Here is an 18717-nt window from a genome sequence, read left to right as displayed (position 1 = left end):
GGGCCATGCGCTCGCCGCAGGCCCTGAGTAATCTCAACCGCGCCGTGCTGACGGCCGGGCTACAGCTGCACCGCGACCTGCGGTATGGCCCCGCCCCGCGGCAGACTCTGGACCTCTATGCACCGGCCAAAGCCAAGGATCTGCCGGTGATTCTGTTTATTCACGGTGGCTCGTGGGACCACGGCGACAAATCCGAGTACCGCTTTGTGGGTGAGAGCTTTGCCCGGGCCGGGTATCTGGTGGCCGTCATCAACTATCACCTGGCGCCGGAACACCGCTACCCGGTTTATATCCGTGACGCGGCGCTGGCGCTGGCCTGGCTGCGTGAGCATGCCGCGCAGTACGGCGGCGACCCCCAGCGGCTGTTCGTGGTGGGCCACTCGGCCGGGGCGTTCAACGCTGTGGAACTGACGGTTCACGGGCAGTGGCTGGAGGAAGTGGGCCTGACTCTGGCCGCGCTGGCAGGCGTGGTGGGCATCGCCGGCCCTTACGTGTACGATTTTCGCGACTATCCCACCCGGACCGCTTTCCCGGAGGGCGCCGACCCGGAAACGGTAATGCCGGTTTACCATGTGCGCCCCGACGCCCCACCCCACCTGCTGCTGGCTGCCGAGCAGGACCAGATGATTCCGCTGGAAAGCGCGCTGGAGATGGAAAAAGCGCTGCAGGCCGGCGGGGTTCCGGTCCGGCGGCGGGTATTGCCCCGGCTCAACCACTACACCAGCGTCGCGGCGCTGGCGCTGCCATTACCTTTCTGGGCGACACTCGCCCCGCCGTTCTCGAATTCTTGGATGAGCGTCTACGCGCTCTGGAGGCTGCCTCATGACCCGATCTCTTTTCCGTTCCGCTGCCCTGCTAGCCCCTGCTGCTCTGACTGCCGGCCTCACGGGCTGCTCTTCTCAGAACCTGCCACAGGACCTCAACCGCCTGGTGTCTACTGGCGGCTTGACCGTGCAGGCCGATCAGGCGTATGGCAGCGGCCCGCGCCAGCAGCTGGACATCTACGCGCCGGCCGGGGTTCATAACGCGCCTACTGTGCTGTTTATCCACGGCGGCAGCTGGAACAGCGGCAGTAAAGCCGAATACCGCTTTGTGGGCGAGAGCCTGGCGCGGGCCGGCTACGTGGTGGGCGTGATGAATTACCGCCTGGCACCTGAATACCGCTACCCCAGCTATGTGCAGGACAGCGCGCAGGCCCTGGCTTTTTTGCGGTCCCACGCCGCGCGGTACGGCGGCAGCCCCGACAACCTGTTTGTGATGGGCCACTCGGCCGGCGGCTTCAATGCGGTGGAAACGGTGGTCAACGAACGCTGGCTGAGTGAAGTCGGCGTGCCGGTGTCGTCGGTGCGCGGGGTGATCGGGCTGGCCGGGCCGTACTCCTACGATTTCCGGCAATTCTCCAGCCGCGAAGCTTTCCCGCAGGGCGGCACCCCCGACGAGATCATGCCCGACCGCCATGTGCGCCGGGACGCGCCGCCGCACCTGCTGCTGACCGCAGAAAACGACGGCACCGTGGCGCCCCAGAATGCTGTGAACATGGAGCGTGCCCTGAAAGCTGCCGGTGTGCCGGTAGAACGCCGCGAGATCCGCGGGGTCAACCATGTCACCATCGTGGCTGCACTGGCCCGGCCGCTGGGCTGGCTGGGCGACACCCGCAGCCAGGTACTGGACTTTATCGAGGCTCACCGCCTGCGCTAGAGCCTGCTTGCCTCCCTGCCTTCTGCCCCCCTGCCTGTGAGGAACCTCGCGCGGCACCTTACGGCAAGCTTTGGACTGCGGCCCCCCATCCATTCGGCGCGGGGGGCCGCCCCGTAGGGTGGTGGGCATGAAAGTCTCTTTTCACCTGTCAGCTCCGCCGGCGGGCGTGCCGGCCGTGTCCAGTCTGGGCGGCATTCAGGCCCTGCGCCGCGACCTGTTCCGGGTGCGGCTGCCCATGGTCAATGTCTATCTGCTGGGCGAGCCGGGTGGGCGCTGGGTGCTGGTAGACGCCGGCATGCCCGGCACCGCTGGCCTGATTCTGCGGGCGGCCCGCGAAATTCACGGTGCCCAGGCTCCCGCTGCCATCGTGATGACCCACGGTCACTTCGACCATGTGGGCGCGCTGCACGACCTGCTGCACCACTGGCCGGTGCCGGTTTACGCGCACGAGCTGGAACTGCCGTTTCTGACCGGTGAGGCGGCTTATCCGTTCCCCGATCCCACTGTGGGCGGCGTGATGAGCCTGCTGTCGCCAGCTTTCCTGCCCGGCCCCTTCGATTTTCGGCCGCAGGTCCGGGCGCTTTCGGGAGATGGGCCGGAAGGGGGTCAGGTGCCGCACGTAACCGGCTGGCGCTGGCTGCACACGCCCGGCCACGCTCCGGGCCATGTCTCACTGTGGCGCGAAGCTGACCGCACCCTGGTGGCCGGCGACGCTTTCGTGACCACCCCGCAGCAGACGGCCAGCGGCGCCCTGCTGAACGAGCCCATGCAGGTGGAAGGCCCGCCTCCCTATTACACGCCCAACTGGGAAGCGGCCCGCGCCTCGGTGCAGCGGCTGGCAGAGCTGGAGCCGGACCTGGCCGCGACCGGCCACGGCCACCCGATGGCCGGCGAGCCCCTGCGCCGTGAGCTGAGCGAGCTGGCCCGCCGCTTCGATGCCGAAGCGCTGCCCCCGCGCGGCTGGTATCTGTCGCACCCGGTACCCACCGAGCGGCGTGAACCCGGCGACCCCGACCCGGTCCGCACCCTCTTTCTGGGCAGCCTCGCTGCCGCAGCGGCGGCTGGGGCATGGCTGCGCCTGCGTCGCTGACACCTACGGCACCCTGCTGACAACCCATAGAAAAGCCGCGCTCCCGACTTGCTCGGAGCGCGGCTTTCTGGTTTTCTGCCCGGTTTACTTGAACTTGACCGAGTTCAGGATGGGGGTAAAGGTCTTGTCGCGGTTGGCGGCGTAGGTGGCAGGCTTGTCCAGCAGCTGGAAAGCGTAGACGTTCTTGGCGCCCAGGCCCATCCACAGCCGCATGCGCAGCTCGTTGCCGCCGCCGGTCAGCGAGTATTCCATTTCCTTGCCGGCGATATTACCGTAGGTGGCTTCCTTGGCACCCAGGCGCTTGAGGTTGATAGAACCGTTGTTGCTCAGTTCCTTTTCAAAGGCGGCCACAGCCTTGGGCAGCGTGTTGACGGCGGCCGTCTTGGGGATGTAAGTCAGGCGGATCAGCGGCAGGAAGGGTGCTTTCTGCGCCGAGGTCAGGTTCACGCCGGCAGGGCCTTTCATCTGCAGGCCGTACCAGTCGGCTGGCAGGCTGACGGTGTAGGGCAGGGCGTTTTCGGTGTAAGACACGTACTTCTGGGCCGAGGCGGGAGCAGCCAGCATGGTGACGGCAGCTGCGGCCAGGGCGATCTGGGGCTTGAAGTTCATGCCTTTACGCTAACAACCCCGTATGAGCGGAAGATTGGCCGAGCCTGACGGTTTTCTGATCTGGACAGGGAATTTCTTCTCCTGGCTGGCCCGGCTGCCTGTGCTCAGTTCTTATGGGAGGGTGCTGGCCGCTGGCCACAGCCGCAGCGGCACCGTGCCCAGAATGTCCTGGGACCGCACCGGGCCGTACTGCCGCGAATCCAGGCTGCTGCCCACCCGGCGGTTGTCGCCCATCACCCAGACCTCGCCGGGGCCCAGGGTACGCGGTGCCTGGTCTTCCAAGAACCCTTCCGCCGATACGTAACTCTCGGCCAGGGCACGGCCGTTGACCCAGACCCGGCCGCCGCGCAGCTCCAGACGGTCGCCCGGCACCGCCAGCACCCGCTTGATGTGGGCGGGCCGCGTCTGGAATTCCAATCCCAACAGTGAATGGGCAGTGTAAGCGTAGGGGCTGTCCGGCGGCCCCCGGAACACCACCACGCTGCCGCGCCGGGGAAAGTCCGGGTCCAGCCAGCGCGGGTATTTCAGCAGCAGCAAGGTGTCGCCGCTGTGCAGGGTAGGGTTCATGGAGTCGCCGCTCACCCGCGCCAGCGACGCGCCGAAGGCCAGCACCAGCCACAGCGCCAGGGTGCCCAGCAGCCAGGGCCAGCCCTCGTTCCAGAAAGTCCGGGCGCGGCCCGGTGGGCGGGGAGCAGGCGGCGTGGCAGAAGCAGGCGGCATCTCCAGAAGTCTAGAGCCTGAAGTTTAGAGGTTGTTCAGCCCCACGCCGCGGCCGGCCGCTTGCCGTTAGTCTGGAGGCCATGAGCCAGGAACTGAAAATTGACAAACACCAAGAAGGCACCGGCGCCCAGGCCCAGAAGGGGGATGTCGTCAGCGTGCACTACACCGGCCGCCTGGAAAACGGCCAGAAGTTCGACTCCAGCCACGACCGCGGCGAACCGATCCAGTTCGTGCTGGGCGCCGGGCAGGTCATCGCCGGCTGGGACCAGGGCATTGAGGGCATGCGGGTGGGCGATCAGGCCACCCTGACCATTCCCAGTGACCTGGCCTATGGCCTCCGCGGCGTTCCCGGTGTGATTCCCGGCGGCGCCACCCTGATTTTTGACGTGGAACTGGTGAACACTCGCCGCGGCTGAAGCCGCCTTTCTCTCCCCAATAGCTTTGCCGCGCCGTCTGGCGGTTCTGGCCTTCTTGCAGGCCGGGGCCGCTAGACTACTTTTTATGAGCAGAAGACGCCGGACGCGCCGGGCGGCGCCACCGCGTGACCGCTACGAGATGCAGCGCGAGCGCAATTACCAGTTCTGGAAGTCCAACCTGCTGGTCGACGCGGTGATGACGGTGATCGTGGCGCTGGGCCGTATCTGGGGGCGCTGAGCTTCAGCCTCTATCATGCGGGAACCTATGGCTGACGTGACCCGCAAAGACCTTGTCCACGCCCTGAACTCTGCCGCCGACCTGCTGGACGTGCTGGGCAGCGACGAGGGCGGCTTCCGGGCGGCAGCCTACCGCAATGCCGCCCGCAACCTCGACCGCTCCGAAACGTCCCTGGACGAACTGCGGGAGACCCGCTTTGCCGGCGTGCCCAAGGTCGGCAAGGGCATTGCCGCCGAGCTGATGGGCTACCTGGACAGCGGCCGCTTTGCTCCCCTGGACGAGGCCGCCGAACAGATTCCCGAAGGGGTGCAGAGCCTCTTTGCGGTGCGTGGCCTGGGCCCCAAGAAAGTGCGGGCCCTCTGGGACGCCGGCATTGATTCGTTGCCGAGACTGCGCGGCGCCGCCCAGAGCGGCGAGCTGGCGGCTGTGAAAGGCTTCGGGGCCAAGGGCGCTCAGGCGCTGGGACAGGCCGCGCAGTTCGTGCTGGATTCTCAGGACCGCTTCTTGCTGTCTCAGGGCCTGCTGGCCGGTGAGGGCGTGCAGCAGGCCCTCGCCGGTGCGGGGCTGGAAGCGCAGTTCAGCGGTGACCTGGGCCGGTTGCGCGATACCCTGCCGGGAGCCGACCTCGACCTGACCGGCGACCCGGCCGCCTGGGCCAGTGCCCTGGCCGGCACCGAGGGCTGGGAAGCCGGCGAAAGCAGCGCCGAGACCCTGAGCGGTCGCTTCGGCAGCGTGCCGGTCACGCTACACCGAGCAGCGGCCGGGTCGCCGGCTTTCCGGCCGTTCGACGAGCCGGAGCATGCCGGCCTGGACTTGCCCGACCCAGCCGAGCTGATTCAGACCCATGACATCCGTGGCATGCTGCACACCCACACGGTCTGGTCTGACGGGGTCTCTACCCTGCGTGAGATGGTAGACAGTGTGCTGGCACTGGGCCACGAGTACCTGGGCACCGGCGACCACTCGCAGTCGGCCGCCTACGCGGGCGGTATGACGCCGGAGCGCCTGCGCGAGTACATCGCCGAGATTCGCGGCCTGCAGGCAGAGGGCCTGCCCATCCTGGCCGGAGCCGAGGTGGACATTCTGGCCGATGGTTCGCTGGACTATGACGACGAACTGCTGGCCGAGCTGGATTACGTGGTGGCCAGCGTGCATTCGGCTTTCGGGCTGAGCCAGGCCGACCAGACCGAGCGGCTGGTGCGGGCCGCCTCGCACCCGCTGGTCAGCATTCTGGGTCACCCCACCGGCCGTCTGCTGCTGCGCCGCGAAGGCTACGCGGTGGACATCGACGCTGTGCTGGACGCCTGCGCCGCCGGCAACACCGCCGCCGAGATCAACGCCAACCCCTGGCGGCTGGACCTGCGCTGGCAAGACGCCCTGCGCTGGCGCAGCCGGGTCCGCTTCTCCATCAACACCGACGCCCACTCGCCGCGCGGCCTGCGCGACGTTCGCTACGGGGTGATGATGGCCCAGAAAGCCGGCCTGACCCCGGCCGACGTGGTCAATTGCCTGGAGCGTGACGCTTTTAAAGCCTGGGCACGCGGCTGACCGAATCCCGCCGGGGGAGGTCACTGCCGGAGCCGGGGGCCGCAGGCTAGAGTGGCTGCATGTACTACATCCGCAACGCCGACAATCATGACGTGACCGTCAACCTGGCGCTGGAAGCTTACCTGATTCGCCACCGGCTGGTGGACGGGCCGCTGCTGCTCTTTTACATCAACGACCCCTGCGTGATCGTGGGGCGCAACCAGAACACCATCGAGGAAATTGACCGTGACTACACCGAGTCGCACGGGGTGCCGGTGGTGCGCCGCTTCTCGGGCGGGGGCGCGGTGTATCAGGACCAGGGCAACCTCTGCTACTGCTTTATCAAGGACGACGACGGCTCTTTCCGGGATTTCGGCAGTTTCACCGGGCCGGTGGTGGAAGCCCTGCAGCGAATGGGAGCCAGCGACGCCGCGCTGCGTGGGCGCAACGACCTGGTGATCGGGGACCAGAAGATTTCCGGCAACGCCATGTATGTTTCGGGCGGCCGGATGACCGCGCACGGCACCCTGCTGTACGACGTGAACCTGGAAAATGTGGCAGCCGCGCTAAGACCTCCCCGCGAGAAAATCGAATCCAAAGGCATCAAGTCGGTGCGGGCCCGCGTGACCAACATCCGCCCCCACCTGGCGCCCGAGTATCAGCGCCTCAGCACCGGCGAGTTCCGCGACGAGATTCTGCGGCAGCTGGCCCAGCAGAGCGGCGGCGAGGCCACCGAGTATCAGCTGACACAGCACGACTGGCAGGAAATCGAGAAGATTCGCCAGGAGTATTTCCTGAATTGGGACTGGAACTTTGGCCGCTCGCCCGACTTCACGCTGGAGCGCCGCCGCAAATTTACCGGCGGACTGATTGACGTGCGGATGAACGTGGAGGAAAAACACATCAAGGACATCCGCATCTATGGTGATTTCTTTGCTCTGGACGACGTGACCGACCTGGAACGCGCCCTGACTGGCGTGCCCTACCGCCCTGAGGACATTGAGGCGGCCCTGGCGCCCTTCGACCTGAGCCGCTATTTCGGGGCGGTGGAGCGAGAGGAGTTCCTGCGGCTGGTCATCTGACCAGTCATTTGAAAGGCGCCGGGGCCGTTTCCCACCAGTTGCCGCGTGCCAACAGCAGGCCGAGGGCCAGCGCGGGGGCGTCCGGGTGGCTGCGGGCCTCATAGTCCCGGCACAGCGCCAGCAGCTGCGCCCTGAATTCGTCGGTGTCGCGCTCGCCCAGGCGCAGCTCCCGCAGGGTGAACAGTTGCGGCGCGGCAAAGCTGACCGGCAGGGGGCCGTCTAGCGTGCCCAATTCCAGCCGCCCCGCAGCCAGCCAGTACCCCCAGTCATCCCGGTCCTGCATGGCCGCCTGCGCAATCAGGTCTACCAGATGCCGCAGGCGGTCGCCATACTGCTGCCAGAAGAACTCGCTCACGCTGGCGGCGCCGGTCTGGGTATAGGGCACCAGCCAGGGCTGCGGCACCTGATAAAGGCGGATGGGGCGGCCCCGCCGGCGGCGTTCGCCCACTTGCGCGGCGATGCCGGCGCGCCGGAGTTTGTCCACGGTGCTGTAGGCCCGCCGCCCACTGATGCCGAGTTGTGCCGCCAGGTCGCCAACACTTAGCGGCTCACGCATCAGGGCGTGGAGCGCGAACAGCAGGTCCGGGTCCAGCAGCAGTTTGGCTTGGTGGGGCAGGACAACTCTCGGCTTGGGCATAGGTGTTTCCCAGGGTAGTGGTTCTCAACCTCGGCCGGACGCTTGGCCTGGAAGTTCAGGGCCGCTTTGCTGAGGTCATGCTCTGGCACCAACGTTCCTTTGGGGTGTGGCTTCTGGCCACCGCGCAAAACAGTTTCGGCTCGGCCCTTTCGGCGGCGGCAGTCAGCTTTCTGGTTCTGGAGCAGACGGGAGACGGGGCGGCCCTCGCCCTGACGCTGGCCCTGGGATTCCTGCCGGCTCTGCTGTTGCCACTGGTGGGTGTGTGGACAGACCGGCTGCCTCTGCAGTGGCCGCTGGTGAGCGCGGCGGTGCTGGGCGGCGCGGTGCAGTTGGCCCTGGCCGGGGCGGCGCTCAACCTGTCTGCTCTGGGCTGGACAGCCATTCCGGCCGGCTGGCTTTTTGCGGCGGCTCTTATTGGCGGCCTCGCCAGTGTCTGGGCGCAGCCGGCAGCGCAAAGTGCGGTGCCGCTGCTGGTCGGTGCCGATGGCCTGAGCTGGGCCAACGGGTTGCTGACGGGCACGCGGCAAACGGCCACCCTGCTCGGCTTTCTGGCGGGGGGTGGGCTGGTGGCGCTGGCAGGCGCCCTAGCTGCACTGCTGGTTGATGGGCTGACTTACCTGATAGCTGCACTGCTGACGGGTCTGCTGGTAAAGTTTCCGCCCCGCCCCTCGCGGCTGCCGGCCGCCTCCCCGCTGGCTGAACTCCGCGCCGGGGTCCAGACCTTGTGGCAGACACGGTCTCTGCGTCTGCTGCCCTGGCTGCTGCTGGCCCTGAACGCGGCGGGCGCTCCCCTGGAGGTGCTGATCCCGGCCGAAATGGAACGCCTGGGTGCAGGCGCAGCTGGTTACAGCGGCTTTCTGACCGCTCAGATGCTGGGCAGCCTGCTGGCCGGAGCTGGGACTGCCTGGGCCGGGCAGCACCTGCCGGCCCGCGCCGCCGTGCTGGGCTGGGGGCTAGGCGCGGTGGGTCTGCTGCTGCTTGCCGGCCTGCCAGCTGCCATAGGCACTGCTGTGCCGCTTGCCTGGGCAGCAGCGGCGCTGTTCGGCTTCGGAATGGCTCTCAGCAATGTCCTGATCATGACTCTGGTGGGTCAGAGTGTTCCGTCTGAGCAGCTGGGACGGGTCTTTGGCGTGCTGGGCAGTGTAAGCATGCTAGGCATGCCCCTGACCCTGCTGGCGCTGGCCGCCTGGGTGGGCCGGGTGCCGGCACCGGGGACCTCTTTCTGGCACTGGCGGCTACTCTGGTGCTGTGCGCTGCTGCCTTATGGCGCACCCTTGCCGGCGCTGGGGGGGCGCAGGGAGCAGGTGCCTGAGCTGCCCTTGGGGAGTCTGGGGCCAGCCCGGTGCACCTGCTTTACTCCGCCAGCAGCGCCTCGACGAATTCGGCAGCGTTGAAGGGTTGCAGGTCGTCGGCCTGTTCACCCACCCCGATAAACTTGATCGGCACCCCCAGCTCGCGCACGATGGGAATCAGGATGCCGCCCTTGGCGGTGCCGTCCAGCTTGGTGACCACCACGCCGCTCAGCGGCACCGACTCGTTGAATTTCTTGGCCTGTTGCAGGCCATTCTGGCCGGTCACGGCGTCCAGCACCATCCAGACTTCGGCCGGTTCGCCCTCGTCGGCCTTGCCGATGACCCGGTGCACCTTTTGCAGCTCCTGCATCAGGTTGTGCTGGTTGTGCAGTCGCCCGGCGGTATCCACCAGCAACAGGTCGGTGCCGCGGGCCTTGCGCGAGCTGGCGGCGTCGAACGCCACAGCGGCAGGGTCGCCGCCCTCGCGGCCCTGAATGACCGGCACGCCCAGGCGGTCGCCCCAGACTTCCAGCTGGGCACCGGCGGCGGCACGGAAAGTATCGCCGGCAGCGAACATCACGCTTTTGCCGTGCTCCATGTAGTGCTGGCCCAGCTTGGCAATGGTGGTGGTTTTGCCCACCCCGTTCACACCGATCACCATCACCACGTGCCCAGCCGGCTGCACCGGCGAGGGCGTCACGGCCGGCTGGAACCATGGGGACAGGCCGCTGTCATCTTCTTCGGCCTGTCCGGGCGGCTGCAGCTGCTCGATCAGGGCGTCGGACAGCGCTGCCAGCAGGTCGGGCCGGCGGCTGCTCTGCACGCTTTCCAGAATCTCGGCCGTGGCGGGGCCACCCACGTCGGCGGCCAGCAGGGCCATTTCCAGGTCTTCGAGCACCTCGGCGTTGCGGGCGTAAGAACGGAGATCCCGGCCCAGAAAGCCGGCATTCTGATTCAATTGGGCGCGGGTTTTTTGCAGCCCCCCGCGCAGTCGATCTGCCCATGTCATGCTCATACCATAGCGCCTGCCTGGCGCGGCAGCCGGGAGAGAAAACGCAATCTGCCGTGGGGGGCCTGCTCCGCTCAGTTGAGCAGCCGTGCCGGGGCCGCCGCCTGCTCGCGCCGCAGCCGGATCAGCCGCAGCCGCAGCGCCGGCAGCTGGGTGCGGGCCAGCGGGCCACGGTGCAGGGTTCTTTCGCCGCCGGGCAGCGGCAGGGTCAGCACCGGCACGTGATGGCCGTAAAGCTCGATCAGCCGGTCGTCGCCGGCAATGTCCATGCGTTCAAAGGGCAGGTCCCATTCCAGCAGCAGCGTTTCGGCCTGCTGGCACAGCTTGCAGCCGCTGCGGGTGTAGAAAACCGGGGTGGGGAAGGCGGCAGGTGAGTCGGTCATGCTGCCTGCGGTGTAGCACGGCGGGGCCGGTCTGCGCCAGACACTCTGTCCTGGCTGCCTTGGCCCCACGGTTGCCCCTACAATGTGGGCGATGCAGGCAAGGGCGCTCAGGCAGCACGAAATTCAGCAGCGTGGCGGACGGCAGAACAGGCGCTGGGCCAGGAGAGCGGCCTGGGCGGTGGCCCTGCTGCTGGTCCCGGCTGGAATGGCTGCTGGTGAAGCCGCTGCGGTTCCGGCCGGAGCTGTGACGTCGCCTGCCGTGACCCGTTCCGCGCCGGTCGCCCTTTCTCTGGAACTGCGGCAGGCGGCCGGGCAGAACCGGGTGTTCGTGTCGCTGCCGGCTGGCACGGTGCCTTTTGCCCCACAGGCCGGGGCGGAGGGTGGCGCGGCCTGGGTGGAGCTTCCGTTTGAGCTGGCCGTGCAGCAAGGCCGCTTGGGCACCGACGTGCCGGCCTACGCGGCCCAGGGCCATCGCCTCAGCCTGACGCTGGGGCCCGGCATCGGTGGGGTGCGCGCCCAGTTCTGGCCGGCGGTGGGCAGCTGGCCGCCGGGACTGGTCTTGGACCTGCTGCCGGTTGGATCAGAGGGCGCTTCCATTCAGCCCCGGTCTGCGTCTCAGCCTGGCCCGGCTGTGGCCGCTTCGCCTGCGCCGCTGCCACGGGCCACCCCGGCCGTGCCAGCGCCCGCTGTTCCCACCTCTCCCAAGGCCGGGCCTGTCCGGGCCAGCATCGTGCTGGACCCCGGACACGGTGGCATTGACCCCGGCATGACCAGCCGCTGGGTGCGCGAGGCAGACGTGAATCTGGATGTGGCGCTCCGCACGGCGCGGGCGCTGGAAGCCCACGGGGTGGCCGTCACCCTGACCCGCCGCAATGACAGCCACCTGAACCCCGACAAGGCCACCGACCTGAACCTGCGCTCGCGGATGGCGACCACCGGGCAGGTCAGTGCCTTTGTCAGCGTGCATGTCAATGCGGCGGCCAGTCCGGCGGCGCAGGGCATCGAAACCTATTATTTCGGGCAGCCACTGGCAGTCCAGGGCCGCAGTCTGGCGCTGCGCGAAAATGGCGGGGGAGACGTGGGCGCCGCGCTCACCGATCAGGCGGCCCGCTCGGCGCAGGGGGTGCTGGGCGATCTGCTCTCGCAGACCAAGCTGAGCTTTTCCCGCCGGCTGGCCGCTCTGGTCCAGGCCGAACTGGTGGCCGCCACCGGGGCGCAGAACCGTGGAGTGAGGACCGATGCCTTTTATGTGATTCGCAGCCCCACCACCCCCGCCATCCTGACCGAGCTGGGCTTCGGGTCCAGCCCGGCAGAAGGGCCGCGCCTGGCTTCTGCCGAGTACCGCCAGCGGCAGGCCGACGCCCTGGCACGGGCGGTGCTGCGCTTTCTGAACGCCCGCTAGCCCCTGCTTAGGGAGCAGCTGGCCCGGCCCGCTCCGGCACCCGGCGCACCAGCAAAATCCCGGCCACGAAAAACAGCGCCGCCAGCCCGAACACGGCCGTGTACCCGGCGGTGCCCCCGCCGCGGTTGAGGCTGTCCAGCAGGCTGCCCATCGGCAGGCTGACCACCTGCGGCGCCACAAAGGCCACGTGCCAGACGCCCATATCGCGGGCGTAGCTATTTTCGCTGGGCAGGGCGTCGCTGCCCAGTGCCCAGTCCACACTGGTAAAGGCCCCGAACCCCAGCCCAAACAGCGCGGCAATGCCCAGCGCCGGGAGATAACTGCCGTTCAGAATCAGCAGCACGGCGGCCAGCGCCATCATCCCGCCGGCGGCATAAATCACCGGTTTGCGGCCCAGCCGGTCGCTCAGTTGCCCGCCCAGCAGGGCGCTCACGATGCTGGCCACGATGATGGCCGCCAGCATCACCGAGGTGCTCTGCTCGGGGTTGCTCTGGCGCAGGACATCGCGGTTGTAGTAGTTCAGGAAAGGCTGCACCGAGTATTGGCCCAGCGCAAACAGCACCCGGGTCCAGAACACCCAGAAAAAGGGCGGATAGGCGAACAGCTCCCGCAGGCTGAGGCTGGGAGCTGTGGAGCCAGCAGAAGATGCCGGGGAGGGTTGTGGAGCGGCGGCCTGGTCGGCGCCAGCCACGCCCCGCAGCGTGATCAGGGCCGGCAGGGACAGCACGGCGGCAATCAGCAGATAGTTGGCGGCCGGGGGCAGGTGCAGCGCCGCGATGGCAAATGTGCTGCCGGCGGCCAGCAGCTGCCCCACTGCCTGCAGGGTCGCCATCACGCCCGAGTAGTGGCCGCGTTGCTGCACCGGCACCAGCTGCGGAATCAGCGCCGAGTAGGGCGCGGTGGCGTAATTATTGCCAAACTGCACCAGCAGGAAACCCAGCACGAACACCCCGAATCCGGCCGTGCCGCTCAGCCCGGCCACCGCGCCGCCCATCACCGCCAGCCCCAGCAGGTTGATCGTCAGCCCCCAGCGCAGGTAGGGCAGCCGCCGGCCGCTGCGGTCACTCTGCGCTCCCACGATAGGCGGCAGCACCAGCGCCACCAGCGCGCCCACCGCTGTCAGCAGGCCCAGCCAGGTGCCCTTGGCCGCCTCGCCCATAAACTGCACCACGCCGGCCGGCATGGCAATCAAGAGCAGCACCAGCCAGTGAAAAGCGGTACCGAACCAGAAAGCGGACAGGACAGCCGGATGCGGCGGCCCGGGGACAGGCTGTGGGATTTTGGGGGGCATCTGCAAGCCAAGTATAAAAGAGGGACACGGCTGCTGGCCCGGCCAACGAGCGGTGCGTCCTCCATGCTCTAGAGTAAGACCATGACGGCTTTTCTCGGGCGTGTGTGGCGGTGCGGTACGCTGCTGGGCCTGCTGAGTATCTGCCCCGGCGCGGTGCTGGCGGCCGCGCCTGCTCCGGCGGGCGCTGTTCCGGCTGTGGCGACTCCCGCAACAGTGGCAGATGCCGCCCCTGCTCAGGAGGACCTGCTGGCCGTCATCGGCAGTGGCCCCAGCGCCCTGCGGCTGACCCGCGCCGATTTCGAGCGGGCTTTCCGGCTGGCGGTGGGCGAATTGCTCAACCGCCAGGGCCTGCCGCTGCGCGACGATCTGTTTCAGGCTTTTGCGCCGTCTCGCAGCCAGTTTTTCGAGCAGTATGTCCGCGACCGGAAAACCGAGTATCTGGCCCGTCAGGCCCTACCGGATTTCGTTTACAGTGGGCCGCCGCGCATCGGGCCGCAGTCGTTTGCCCGGCCACAGGGCTACGCCGACTATCTCAGCGGCGCCGGATATCAGGGCGAGGCCGACTATCTGCAGGAAATGGCCCGCCGGGCGCTGACCGAAGCCTACCGCCAGCAACTGCTGCAGCGGTTTACTTTCAGCGACGCGGCCGTGCGGAACTTTTACGACCTCAACCGCGCCCGCTTCGTGCAGCGTGATGAAGCCTGCGCCCGGCATATCCTGGTGCTGGACGAGGCCCAGGCCCGCGACCTGCGCCAGCTACTGCTCTCGGGCGCTGACTTTGCGCTGCTGGCCCAGTCGGAAAGCCGTGACCCCGGCAGCGCATCGCGTGGGGGCGACCTGGGCTGCTTTGCCCCGGGCCAGACGGCTGACGCGTTCGATACTGCCCTGTTCGCCGGCATCCTGGGCGCCCCGCGGGTGGTGCAAACGGACCAGGGCTGGCATGTGCTGGAAGTGACCGAGCGCCGCCGCGCCGGGCTGCTGCCGCTGGAGCAGGCCGCCCCGCAGGTGCGCGAGTCGCTGGCCCGCAGTGCGGCTGCCCGGCTGCTGAACACCCAGCTGGCACAGGTGCCGGCGCAGCTCTTTCCGGAGCATCTGATGGGTGGCCCGCAGCCCTAAAGTTTCGGGCCGGGCTGAGCTGACTGGTTCAGCTGCCGAACGATCCGCTGCAAAAGCGTCCCTGCTGGTCCAGCGGCACGCTGCCGTCCGGAAAGAGGGTCAGCCCGGTCAGCGACTGGACCTTGGCCGGCGTCACCTCGTAGCGGCTGAAGCTGGTGTCGCTGGGCTGTGAGCGGTTGGGAATTACGAACGCGCGGGCTTCCTTGCCGGACACCACCACCTTGAACAGCGAATCCGGCACCGCCACTCCCTCCCCGATGGTCTTGGGATGTTTGCTCAGCACCGGCCCGCTCAGCACGAAGACCCCGCCCCGGTCACCTGCGCAGCTGCGCACCGCACTTTCCAGCGCCGCCCAGACGCCGGTGTTCATATGGTGGTTTTGCGGCACCATGTTGCTCAGGTAAAAGGATTCCTGCATGGCCTGTGGGCTGGACTTGAAATCGGCCGCTGGCGCCATGTGCCCGCGGTCGTAGCCGCTGCTGCGGTAATCGTTCAGCCCGGCGCTCTCACCGGCTGGCAGGTCGGGGTCCGGCACAAAGTTGTCCTGGCGCTGTACGTTGCCGCCCAGTTCAGTGGGGGAGAGGTATTCGCCCACCACCCGTGGCACGTGCCAGGCCGGATCGTAGAGCACCACATATTCCTGGCGGCACAGCAGCCGGGTGGAGACGCCGGCCGCTTCGGGGATGCCGCCGCGCCACTCGTCACGGCACTGGGCCGGGTCGCCCAGGGCGCCGGGCACCCGTTCACCGGAAGGCACCGGCAACCCGAGGTCGCCACCGCAGCCCCACAGGGCCGCCGCGCCGGCCACCAGGAGGCCCAGCAGCGAGAGGACAGTCTGATTGGTTCGGTTGGTCTGGGCGGAAGCTGACTTGCGCGGCATCGGCCGTCTATTCTAGCGGGCTCCCGCTCCGGCCGGGCACTGCCTGCCTACTGGTCCAGCTCGCTCAGCACCGCCCGGCCGATCACCAGCTGCTGAATCTCACTGGTGCCCTCATAGATTTCGGTGATTTTGGCGTCGCGGTAAAGTTTTTCTACCGGGTACTCGGCGCTGTAGCCGTTGCCGCCGAAAATCTGCACGGCGCTGCGGGTCACTTCCACGGCGGCTTCGCTGCCCAGCAGCTTGGCCATGCTGGCTTCCTTGGAAAACTTCTGCCCCGCGTCTTTCAGCCAGGCGGCCTTGAGGCCCACCAGCCGCGCCGCTTCCAGCTGGGTGGCCATCCTCGCCAGCCGGAAGCTCACTGCCTGGTGCCCCGCGATGGGCTTGCCGAACTGCTCGCGCTCGGCAGCGTAACGGGCGGCATGTTACAGCGCGGCCTGGGCAATGCCCACCCCCAGCATCCCGATCCCGATGCGGCCCGAATCCAGGCTGGACAGCGCGATGATCAGGCCCTGGCCTTCCTCGCCAATCATCTGGCTGGCCGGCACCCGCACATTCTCGAACGACACTGTGGTGGTGTGGGCGGCGTGCTGCCCCATCTTTTCCTCGGGCCGGCCAAAGCTTAGGCCTGGGGTGCCATCTTCCACCACAAAGCAGCTCACCCCACGGGCACCCTCGCCGCCGGTGCGGGCCATCACCATATAGATGTCGGCGTGGCCGCCGGACGTGATCCAGGCTTTAGATCCGCTGATCAGCCAGTCGTCGCCGTCGCGCACGGCGCGGGTCTTCAGGCTGGCGGCGTCGCTGCCGGCCTGTGGCTCGGTCAGGCAAAAAGCCCCCAGTTTCTCGCCGGCCGCCAGTGGCCGCAGGAAACGCTCCCGCTGCTCGTCGGTGCCATAGTTCAGAATCATCTGCTCGGGCAGGCCGTTCTGCACGCTCACAATCACCGCCACGCTGGGGTCGGCGGCGGCGATTTCGGCCAGGCACAGCGCATAGGTCACGCTGTCCAGCTCGGCGCCGTCCCACTCCTCGGGCACGGTGGCGCCCAGCAGACCCAGCTCGGCCAGACCTCGCAGCTGTGGCTCGGGCCATTTATGCTCACGGTCGTATTCGCGGGCCAGCGGCGCGATTTCACTGCGGCAAAAATCGCGCACATGCTGCACGATCAGCCGCCCCTCGTCATCCAGGGCAAAATTCATTTGTGGCATAGCAGCAGGCTAGCAGACCGGCCGCTGGGCCGGGGATTTCAGCCAGGGGCCAAGTCCAGCCAGGCGGGACCCCTGTCTAGCTGCAGCTCCTGCCGGGCTCAGGGTGCAGCTCTGTCCAGCTCGGCCTGGAGTGCCGCCTCAATCCCTTTGCCGCGCCAGCCGGCCGCTACGCTGATCAGCGGCTCAGCGCCCCCGGGCAGGGCCAACGCTGCGCCGATTACGCTGCCGCCGGCAATCGCCAGCGCAGCCTGCTGCACCTGTTCCAGATCAGCCTCAGGCAGCAATTGGCCGGCCGCTTTTGCCAAAGCTGGAGCCAGCGGCAGCAGCGGCCGGGTCACCCGCACCCGGGCGGGCAGCGGGGGCACACTCACTGCGCCGGGCCCTGTTCAATGGTGCCGGACCAGGGCTCGTAGCGGGTTTCGACCCGGTCGGTGTGGCTGCCCTTGGCATCTTTGATGGTGCGGTTGATGTGCAGGTACATGCCGGGGCGTGAACCCTCGACATAACGCCGCTGCCCGGGGGCCAGGTTGGGGTTCAGCACGTAGTGCGGCGCCGGGGCCGGCATCTGCGCGGTCACGACCGCGTCGCTGACCGTCACCTCGCGCTTGGGCTTGGTTCCCCACAGTTCCACCCGCAGGCGGCTGTGGGCGTTGTCGTTCAGCGTGCGCACCACCAGCGGGGCGCCGGTGTCGTTTTTCATCACCAGATCCAGGCCGGGATCGTACACCGCCGCCTCAAAGCCGGTCTGGGGCTCGTAGTAGGGCACCCGGTAGGTGTGCTGGTTGCGCTCCACCACCGGCAGACCCGCCTTATACAGGCTGCGGAAGGCGGTGGTGGATACCTGGCAGACCCCGCCGCCCAGGCCGTCCACCGTCTGCCCGCCCGAGATGATCAGCCCGCTCACGAAGCCGTCCTTGGCGGTGATGCCGCCCACCGCCTGCAGGAAGCTGAAGTTCTGGCCGGCCGGCACCACATAACCGTCCAGCTTCTGGGCGGCCACCCGCACGTTTTCGCGCCTTGATTCGCTGCTGCCGTCGTAGGTACTCTCGCCGGTGGCGATAAGTTGCAGCTTCGCCGGGTCGGGCAGGTCGTCCACCGTGAAGCTGGGCTGGGTGGTCTTGGCCGGCCAGACCGAGGTCTTCGTTTCCGGGTTCAGCAGGTCGCGCTCGAAGATCTTGCGGGCCTCGCTGCGCTGCACCTCGTATCCGCTGCGGCCTTCCTTGGGCAGCCACTGGCTTCCCTGCGCCACATAGCGGGCTGGCACGGCCGGATGGTCTACCTGCGCCAGCACGCTGTCGAAGGTCTTCTGGATGGCTTTGGCGTCGGGCTTGATGCCGTCTCGGGTCGCCCAGTACAGGTCCGCCACCTGCGGCACCGGCAGGGTAATGGCCGCGTCCGAATCTTTCAGCTGCACCTTCAGAGGCCGCAGCAGCGCGTTGCCTTTGTCCACCTGCGCTTTCAGTTTGGCCGGCGAATACTGCGAGGACACCGCCTGGAAAGGTACTGTCAGCTCGGTCTGGTCGGGGTGCGCGGCAAACTGCTGGGCGGCGGCCTGGGTGTCGGCGCGCTTGCCCTCGCGGCCGCCAGCCACCACGTAGCGGTAAGCTTTGCCGTCAAATTTCACCTCGCCGTCCTGGGGGGCAAAGCCCAGCGGGGCCGTCAGCTCAGCCAGCTTTCCGGCGGCTTTCTGGGGGTCCACTTTCGCGCTGACCTCGAAGTTGGCCGGCTGCGCCGAGCCGGTCAGGTGGCTCAGCCGCTCGGGCCAGCTGCGGCCAGTGGTGTAGGCCTGCGCCTGTTCAAGTGCAGCAGCTGTATCACGCTGCCAGCCCAGCTCGGCCGCGCTGACTTGCCAGCTCTGGTCGCCGGCCTTCACAGTGATCTGCGGCGCCGTGGGAAGGCGCCCGCTCAGCTGTGCCTGGGCCTGCTCGGTGCTCAGGCCGCCCACATCCACGCCCCCGACCCGCACACCGGGAGCCAGCTTGCCGTTGCTCTGCCCCAGGCTGAGGGCCAGGGCACTGCCCAGCAAAACAGTCAGGGCGGCGGCGCCCCAGATCCAGGGGGCGGAGCGGCGTGGGGGCGTCGGACGTTCGTTGGGGGCGGCATTCTCAGGCATCACATCCAG

At 67.9% G+C, this 18717-nt stretch carries 19 protein-coding genes and 1 pseudogene; 10 read left to right on the top strand and 10 right to left on the bottom strand.

Features of this window, described 5'->3' with window-relative positions; translation table 11 throughout:
• Positions 1–5 precede the first annotated feature (5 nt).
• From OCI36_RS13315 to OCI36_RS06665, 3 genes are all read left to right on the top strand, one after another.
• Positions 6–1025, top strand: coding sequence for an alpha/beta hydrolase (locus OCI36_RS13315; RefSeq protein WP_315941250.1), 1020 nt, complete (start codon positions 6–8; stop codon positions 1023–1025).
• Positions 946–1698: an alpha/beta hydrolase gene (locus OCI36_RS06670; RefSeq protein ID WP_409996720.1), complete on the top strand. Its 753-nt coding sequence runs from the start codon at positions 946–948 to the stop codon at positions 1696–1698. Before OCI36_RS13315 ends, OCI36_RS06670 begins: the two co-directional genes overlap by 80 nt.
• Before the next feature lie 127 nt (positions 1699–1825).
• The gene (locus OCI36_RS06665; protein WP_261664291.1) at positions 1826–2788 is read left to right on the top strand and encodes an MBL fold metallo-hydrolase; all 963 of its coding nucleotides are present in this window, start codon (positions 1826–1828) and stop codon (positions 2786–2788) included.
• An 84-nt stretch (positions 2789–2872) separates the two neighbouring features.
• On the opposite strand, the gene OCI36_RS06660 is transcribed toward OCI36_RS06665, so the two are convergent.
• Complete coding sequence (locus OCI36_RS06660; protein WP_261664290.1) at positions 2873–3397, bottom strand: hypothetical protein; 525 nt, start codon at positions 3395–3397, stop codon at positions 2873–2875.
• A 111-nt stretch (positions 3398–3508) separates the two neighbouring features.
• Complete coding sequence (gene lepB, locus OCI36_RS06655; RefSeq protein ID WP_261664289.1) at positions 3509–4117, bottom strand: signal peptidase I; 609 nt, start codon at positions 4115–4117, stop codon at positions 3509–3511.
• Positions 4118–4197: 80 nt separating this feature from the next.
• Between lepB and OCI36_RS06650 the strand changes: the two genes are divergently transcribed.
• The 4 genes from OCI36_RS06650 (at position 4198) to OCI36_RS06635 (ending at position 7380) form a co-directional block, all read left to right on the top strand.
• On the top strand, positions 4198–4533 hold the full coding sequence (locus tag OCI36_RS06650; protein ID WP_261664288.1) for an FKBP-type peptidyl-prolyl cis-trans isomerase: 336 nt from the start codon (positions 4198–4200) through the stop codon (positions 4531–4533).
• An 85-nt stretch (positions 4534–4618) separates the two neighbouring features.
• Complete coding sequence (locus OCI36_RS06645; protein WP_261664287.1) at positions 4619–4771, top strand: hypothetical protein; 153 nt, start codon at positions 4619–4621, stop codon at positions 4769–4771.
• A 27-nt stretch (positions 4772–4798) separates the two neighbouring features.
• Positions 4799–6319, top strand: coding sequence for a DNA polymerase/3'-5' exonuclease PolX (locus tag OCI36_RS06640; protein WP_261664286.1), 1521 nt, complete (start codon positions 4799–4801; stop codon positions 6317–6319).
• Positions 6320–6378: 59 nt separating this feature from the next.
• Positions 6379–7380 (top strand): lipoate--protein ligase, encoded by a 1002-nt coding sequence (locus OCI36_RS06635; protein WP_261664285.1) that lies wholly within the window; start codon positions 6379–6381, stop codon positions 7378–7380.
• Between the two features lie 4 nt (positions 7381–7384).
• On the opposite strand, the gene OCI36_RS06630 is transcribed toward OCI36_RS06635, so the two are convergent.
• A complete protein-coding gene (locus OCI36_RS06630; protein ID WP_261664284.1) occupies positions 7385–8017 on the bottom strand; it encodes a winged helix-turn-helix domain-containing protein in 633 nt (210 codons plus the stop codon).
• 77 nt (positions 8018–8094) lie between these two features.
• Here OCI36_RS06630 and OCI36_RS06625 point away from each other — a divergent pair, with 77 nt between their 5' ends.
• Complete coding sequence (locus OCI36_RS06625) at positions 8095–9411, top strand: MFS transporter (protein WP_261664283.1); 1317 nt, start codon at positions 8095–8097, stop codon at positions 9409–9411.
• On the opposite strand, the gene ftsY is transcribed toward OCI36_RS06625, so the two are convergent.
• Positions 9371–10318: a signal recognition particle-docking protein FtsY gene (gene ftsY / locus OCI36_RS06620; RefSeq protein ID WP_261664282.1), complete on the bottom strand. Its 948-nt coding sequence runs from the start codon at positions 10316–10318 to the stop codon at positions 9371–9373. The genes OCI36_RS06625 and ftsY overlap by 41 nt on opposite strands.
• A 74-nt stretch (positions 10319–10392) precedes the next feature.
• Complete coding sequence (locus OCI36_RS06615) at positions 10393–10701, bottom strand: glutaredoxin family protein (RefSeq protein WP_261664281.1); 309 nt, start codon at positions 10699–10701, stop codon at positions 10393–10395.
• Between the two features lie 259 nt (positions 10702–10960).
• On the opposite strand from OCI36_RS06615, the gene OCI36_RS06610 reads away from it, so the two are divergent.
• The gene (locus tag OCI36_RS06610) at positions 10961–12103 is read left to right on the top strand and encodes an N-acetylmuramoyl-L-alanine amidase (protein WP_261664280.1); all 1143 of its coding nucleotides are present in this window, start codon (positions 10961–10963) and stop codon (positions 12101–12103) included.
• Positions 12104–12110: 7 nt separating this feature from the next.
• Here the strand turns inward: OCI36_RS06610 and OCI36_RS06605 are convergent, their stop codons facing one another.
• A complete protein-coding gene (locus OCI36_RS06605; protein ID WP_261664279.1) occupies positions 12111–13394 on the bottom strand; it encodes an MFS transporter in 1284 nt (427 codons plus the stop codon).
• An 81-nt stretch (positions 13395–13475) separates the two neighbouring features.
• On the opposite strand from OCI36_RS06605, the gene OCI36_RS06600 reads away from it, so the two are divergent.
• Positions 13476–14510: a peptidylprolyl isomerase gene (locus OCI36_RS06600; protein WP_261664278.1), complete on the top strand. Its 1035-nt coding sequence runs from the start codon at positions 13476–13478 to the stop codon at positions 14508–14510.
• A gap of 28 nt (positions 14511–14538) precedes the next feature.
• Here the strand turns inward: OCI36_RS06600 and OCI36_RS06595 are convergent, their stop codons facing one another.
• From OCI36_RS06595 to OCI36_RS06580, 4 genes and pseudogenes are all read right to left on the bottom strand, one after another.
• Positions 14539–15390: a DNA/RNA non-specific endonuclease gene (locus OCI36_RS06595; protein WP_261664277.1), complete on the bottom strand. Its 852-nt coding sequence runs from the start codon at positions 15388–15390 to the stop codon at positions 14539–14541.
• 47 nt (positions 15391–15437) lie between these two features.
• Positions 15438–16595: pseudogene (locus OCI36_RS06590) on the bottom strand (acyl-CoA dehydrogenase).
• A gap of 98 nt (positions 16596–16693) precedes the next feature.
• Complete coding sequence (locus OCI36_RS06585) at positions 16694–16960, bottom strand: hypothetical protein (protein ID WP_261664276.1); 267 nt, start codon at positions 16958–16960, stop codon at positions 16694–16696.
• 2 nt (positions 16961–16962) lie between these two features.
• On the bottom strand, positions 16963–18708 hold the full coding sequence (locus OCI36_RS06580) for a VanW family protein (protein WP_261664275.1): 1746 nt from the start codon (positions 18706–18708) through the stop codon (positions 16963–16965).
• Positions 18709–18717: the final 9 nt, after the last annotated feature.

It is taken from the genome of Deinococcus sp. Marseille-Q6407 (assembly GCF_946848805.1).
GTDB lineage: Bacteria > Deinococcota > Deinococci > Deinococcales > Deinococcaceae > Deinococcus.
This window is presented reverse-complemented; position numbering and strand designations above follow the sequence as displayed.

Bases quoted from the DNA above. Each gene is read 5' to 3' on its own strand.
- OCI36_RS13315 (WP_315941250.1), top strand. From the start codon at position 6: ATGCGCTCGCCGCAGGCCCTGAGTAATCTCAACCGCGCCGTGCTGACG.
- OCI36_RS06665 (WP_261664291.1), top strand. From the start codon at position 1,826: ATGAAAGTCTCTTTTCACCTGTCAGCTCCGCCGGCGGGCGTGCCGGCC.
- OCI36_RS06660 (WP_261664290.1), bottom strand. From the start codon at position 3,397: ATGAACTTCAAGCCCCAGATCGCCCTGGCCGCAGCTGCCGTCACCATG.
- lepB (WP_261664289.1), bottom strand. From the start codon at position 4,117: ATGCCGCCTGCTTCTGCCACGCCGCCTGCTCCCCGCCCACCGGGCCGC.
- OCI36_RS06650 (WP_261664288.1), top strand. From the start codon at position 4,198: ATGAGCCAGGAACTGAAAATTGACAAACACCAAGAAGGCACCGGCGCC.
- OCI36_RS06645 (WP_261664287.1), top strand. From the start codon at position 4,619: ATGAGCAGAAGACGCCGGACGCGCCGGGCGGCGCCACCGCGTGACCGC.
- OCI36_RS06640 (WP_261664286.1), top strand. From the start codon at position 4,799: ATGGCTGACGTGACCCGCAAAGACCTTGTCCACGCCCTGAACTCTGCC.
- OCI36_RS06635 (WP_261664285.1), top strand. From the start codon at position 6,379: ATGTACTACATCCGCAACGCCGACAATCATGACGTGACCGTCAACCTG.
- OCI36_RS06630 (WP_261664284.1), bottom strand. From the start codon at position 8,017: ATGCCCAAGCCGAGAGTTGTCCTGCCCCACCAAGCCAAACTGCTGCTG.
- OCI36_RS06625 (WP_261664283.1), top strand. From the start codon at position 8,095: ATGCTCTGGCACCAACGTTCCTTTGGGGTGTGGCTTCTGGCCACCGCG.
- ftsY (WP_261664282.1), bottom strand. From the start codon at position 10,318: ATGACATGGGCAGATCGACTGCGCGGGGGGCTGCAAAAAACCCGCGCC.
- OCI36_RS06615 (WP_261664281.1), bottom strand. From the start codon at position 10,701: ATGACCGACTCACCTGCCGCCTTCCCCACCCCGGTTTTCTACACCCGC.
- OCI36_RS06605 (WP_261664279.1), bottom strand. From the start codon at position 13,394: ATGCCCCCCAAAATCCCACAGCCTGTCCCCGGGCCGCCGCATCCGGCT.
- OCI36_RS06600 (WP_261664278.1), top strand. From the start codon at position 13,476: ATGACGGCTTTTCTCGGGCGTGTGTGGCGGTGCGGTACGCTGCTGGGC.
- OCI36_RS06595 (WP_261664277.1), bottom strand. From the start codon at position 15,390: ATGCCGCGCAAGTCAGCTTCCGCCCAGACCAACCGAACCAATCAGACT.
- OCI36_RS06580 (WP_261664275.1), bottom strand. From the start codon at position 18,708: ATGCCTGAGAATGCCGCCCCCAACGAACGTCCGACGCCCCCACGCCGC.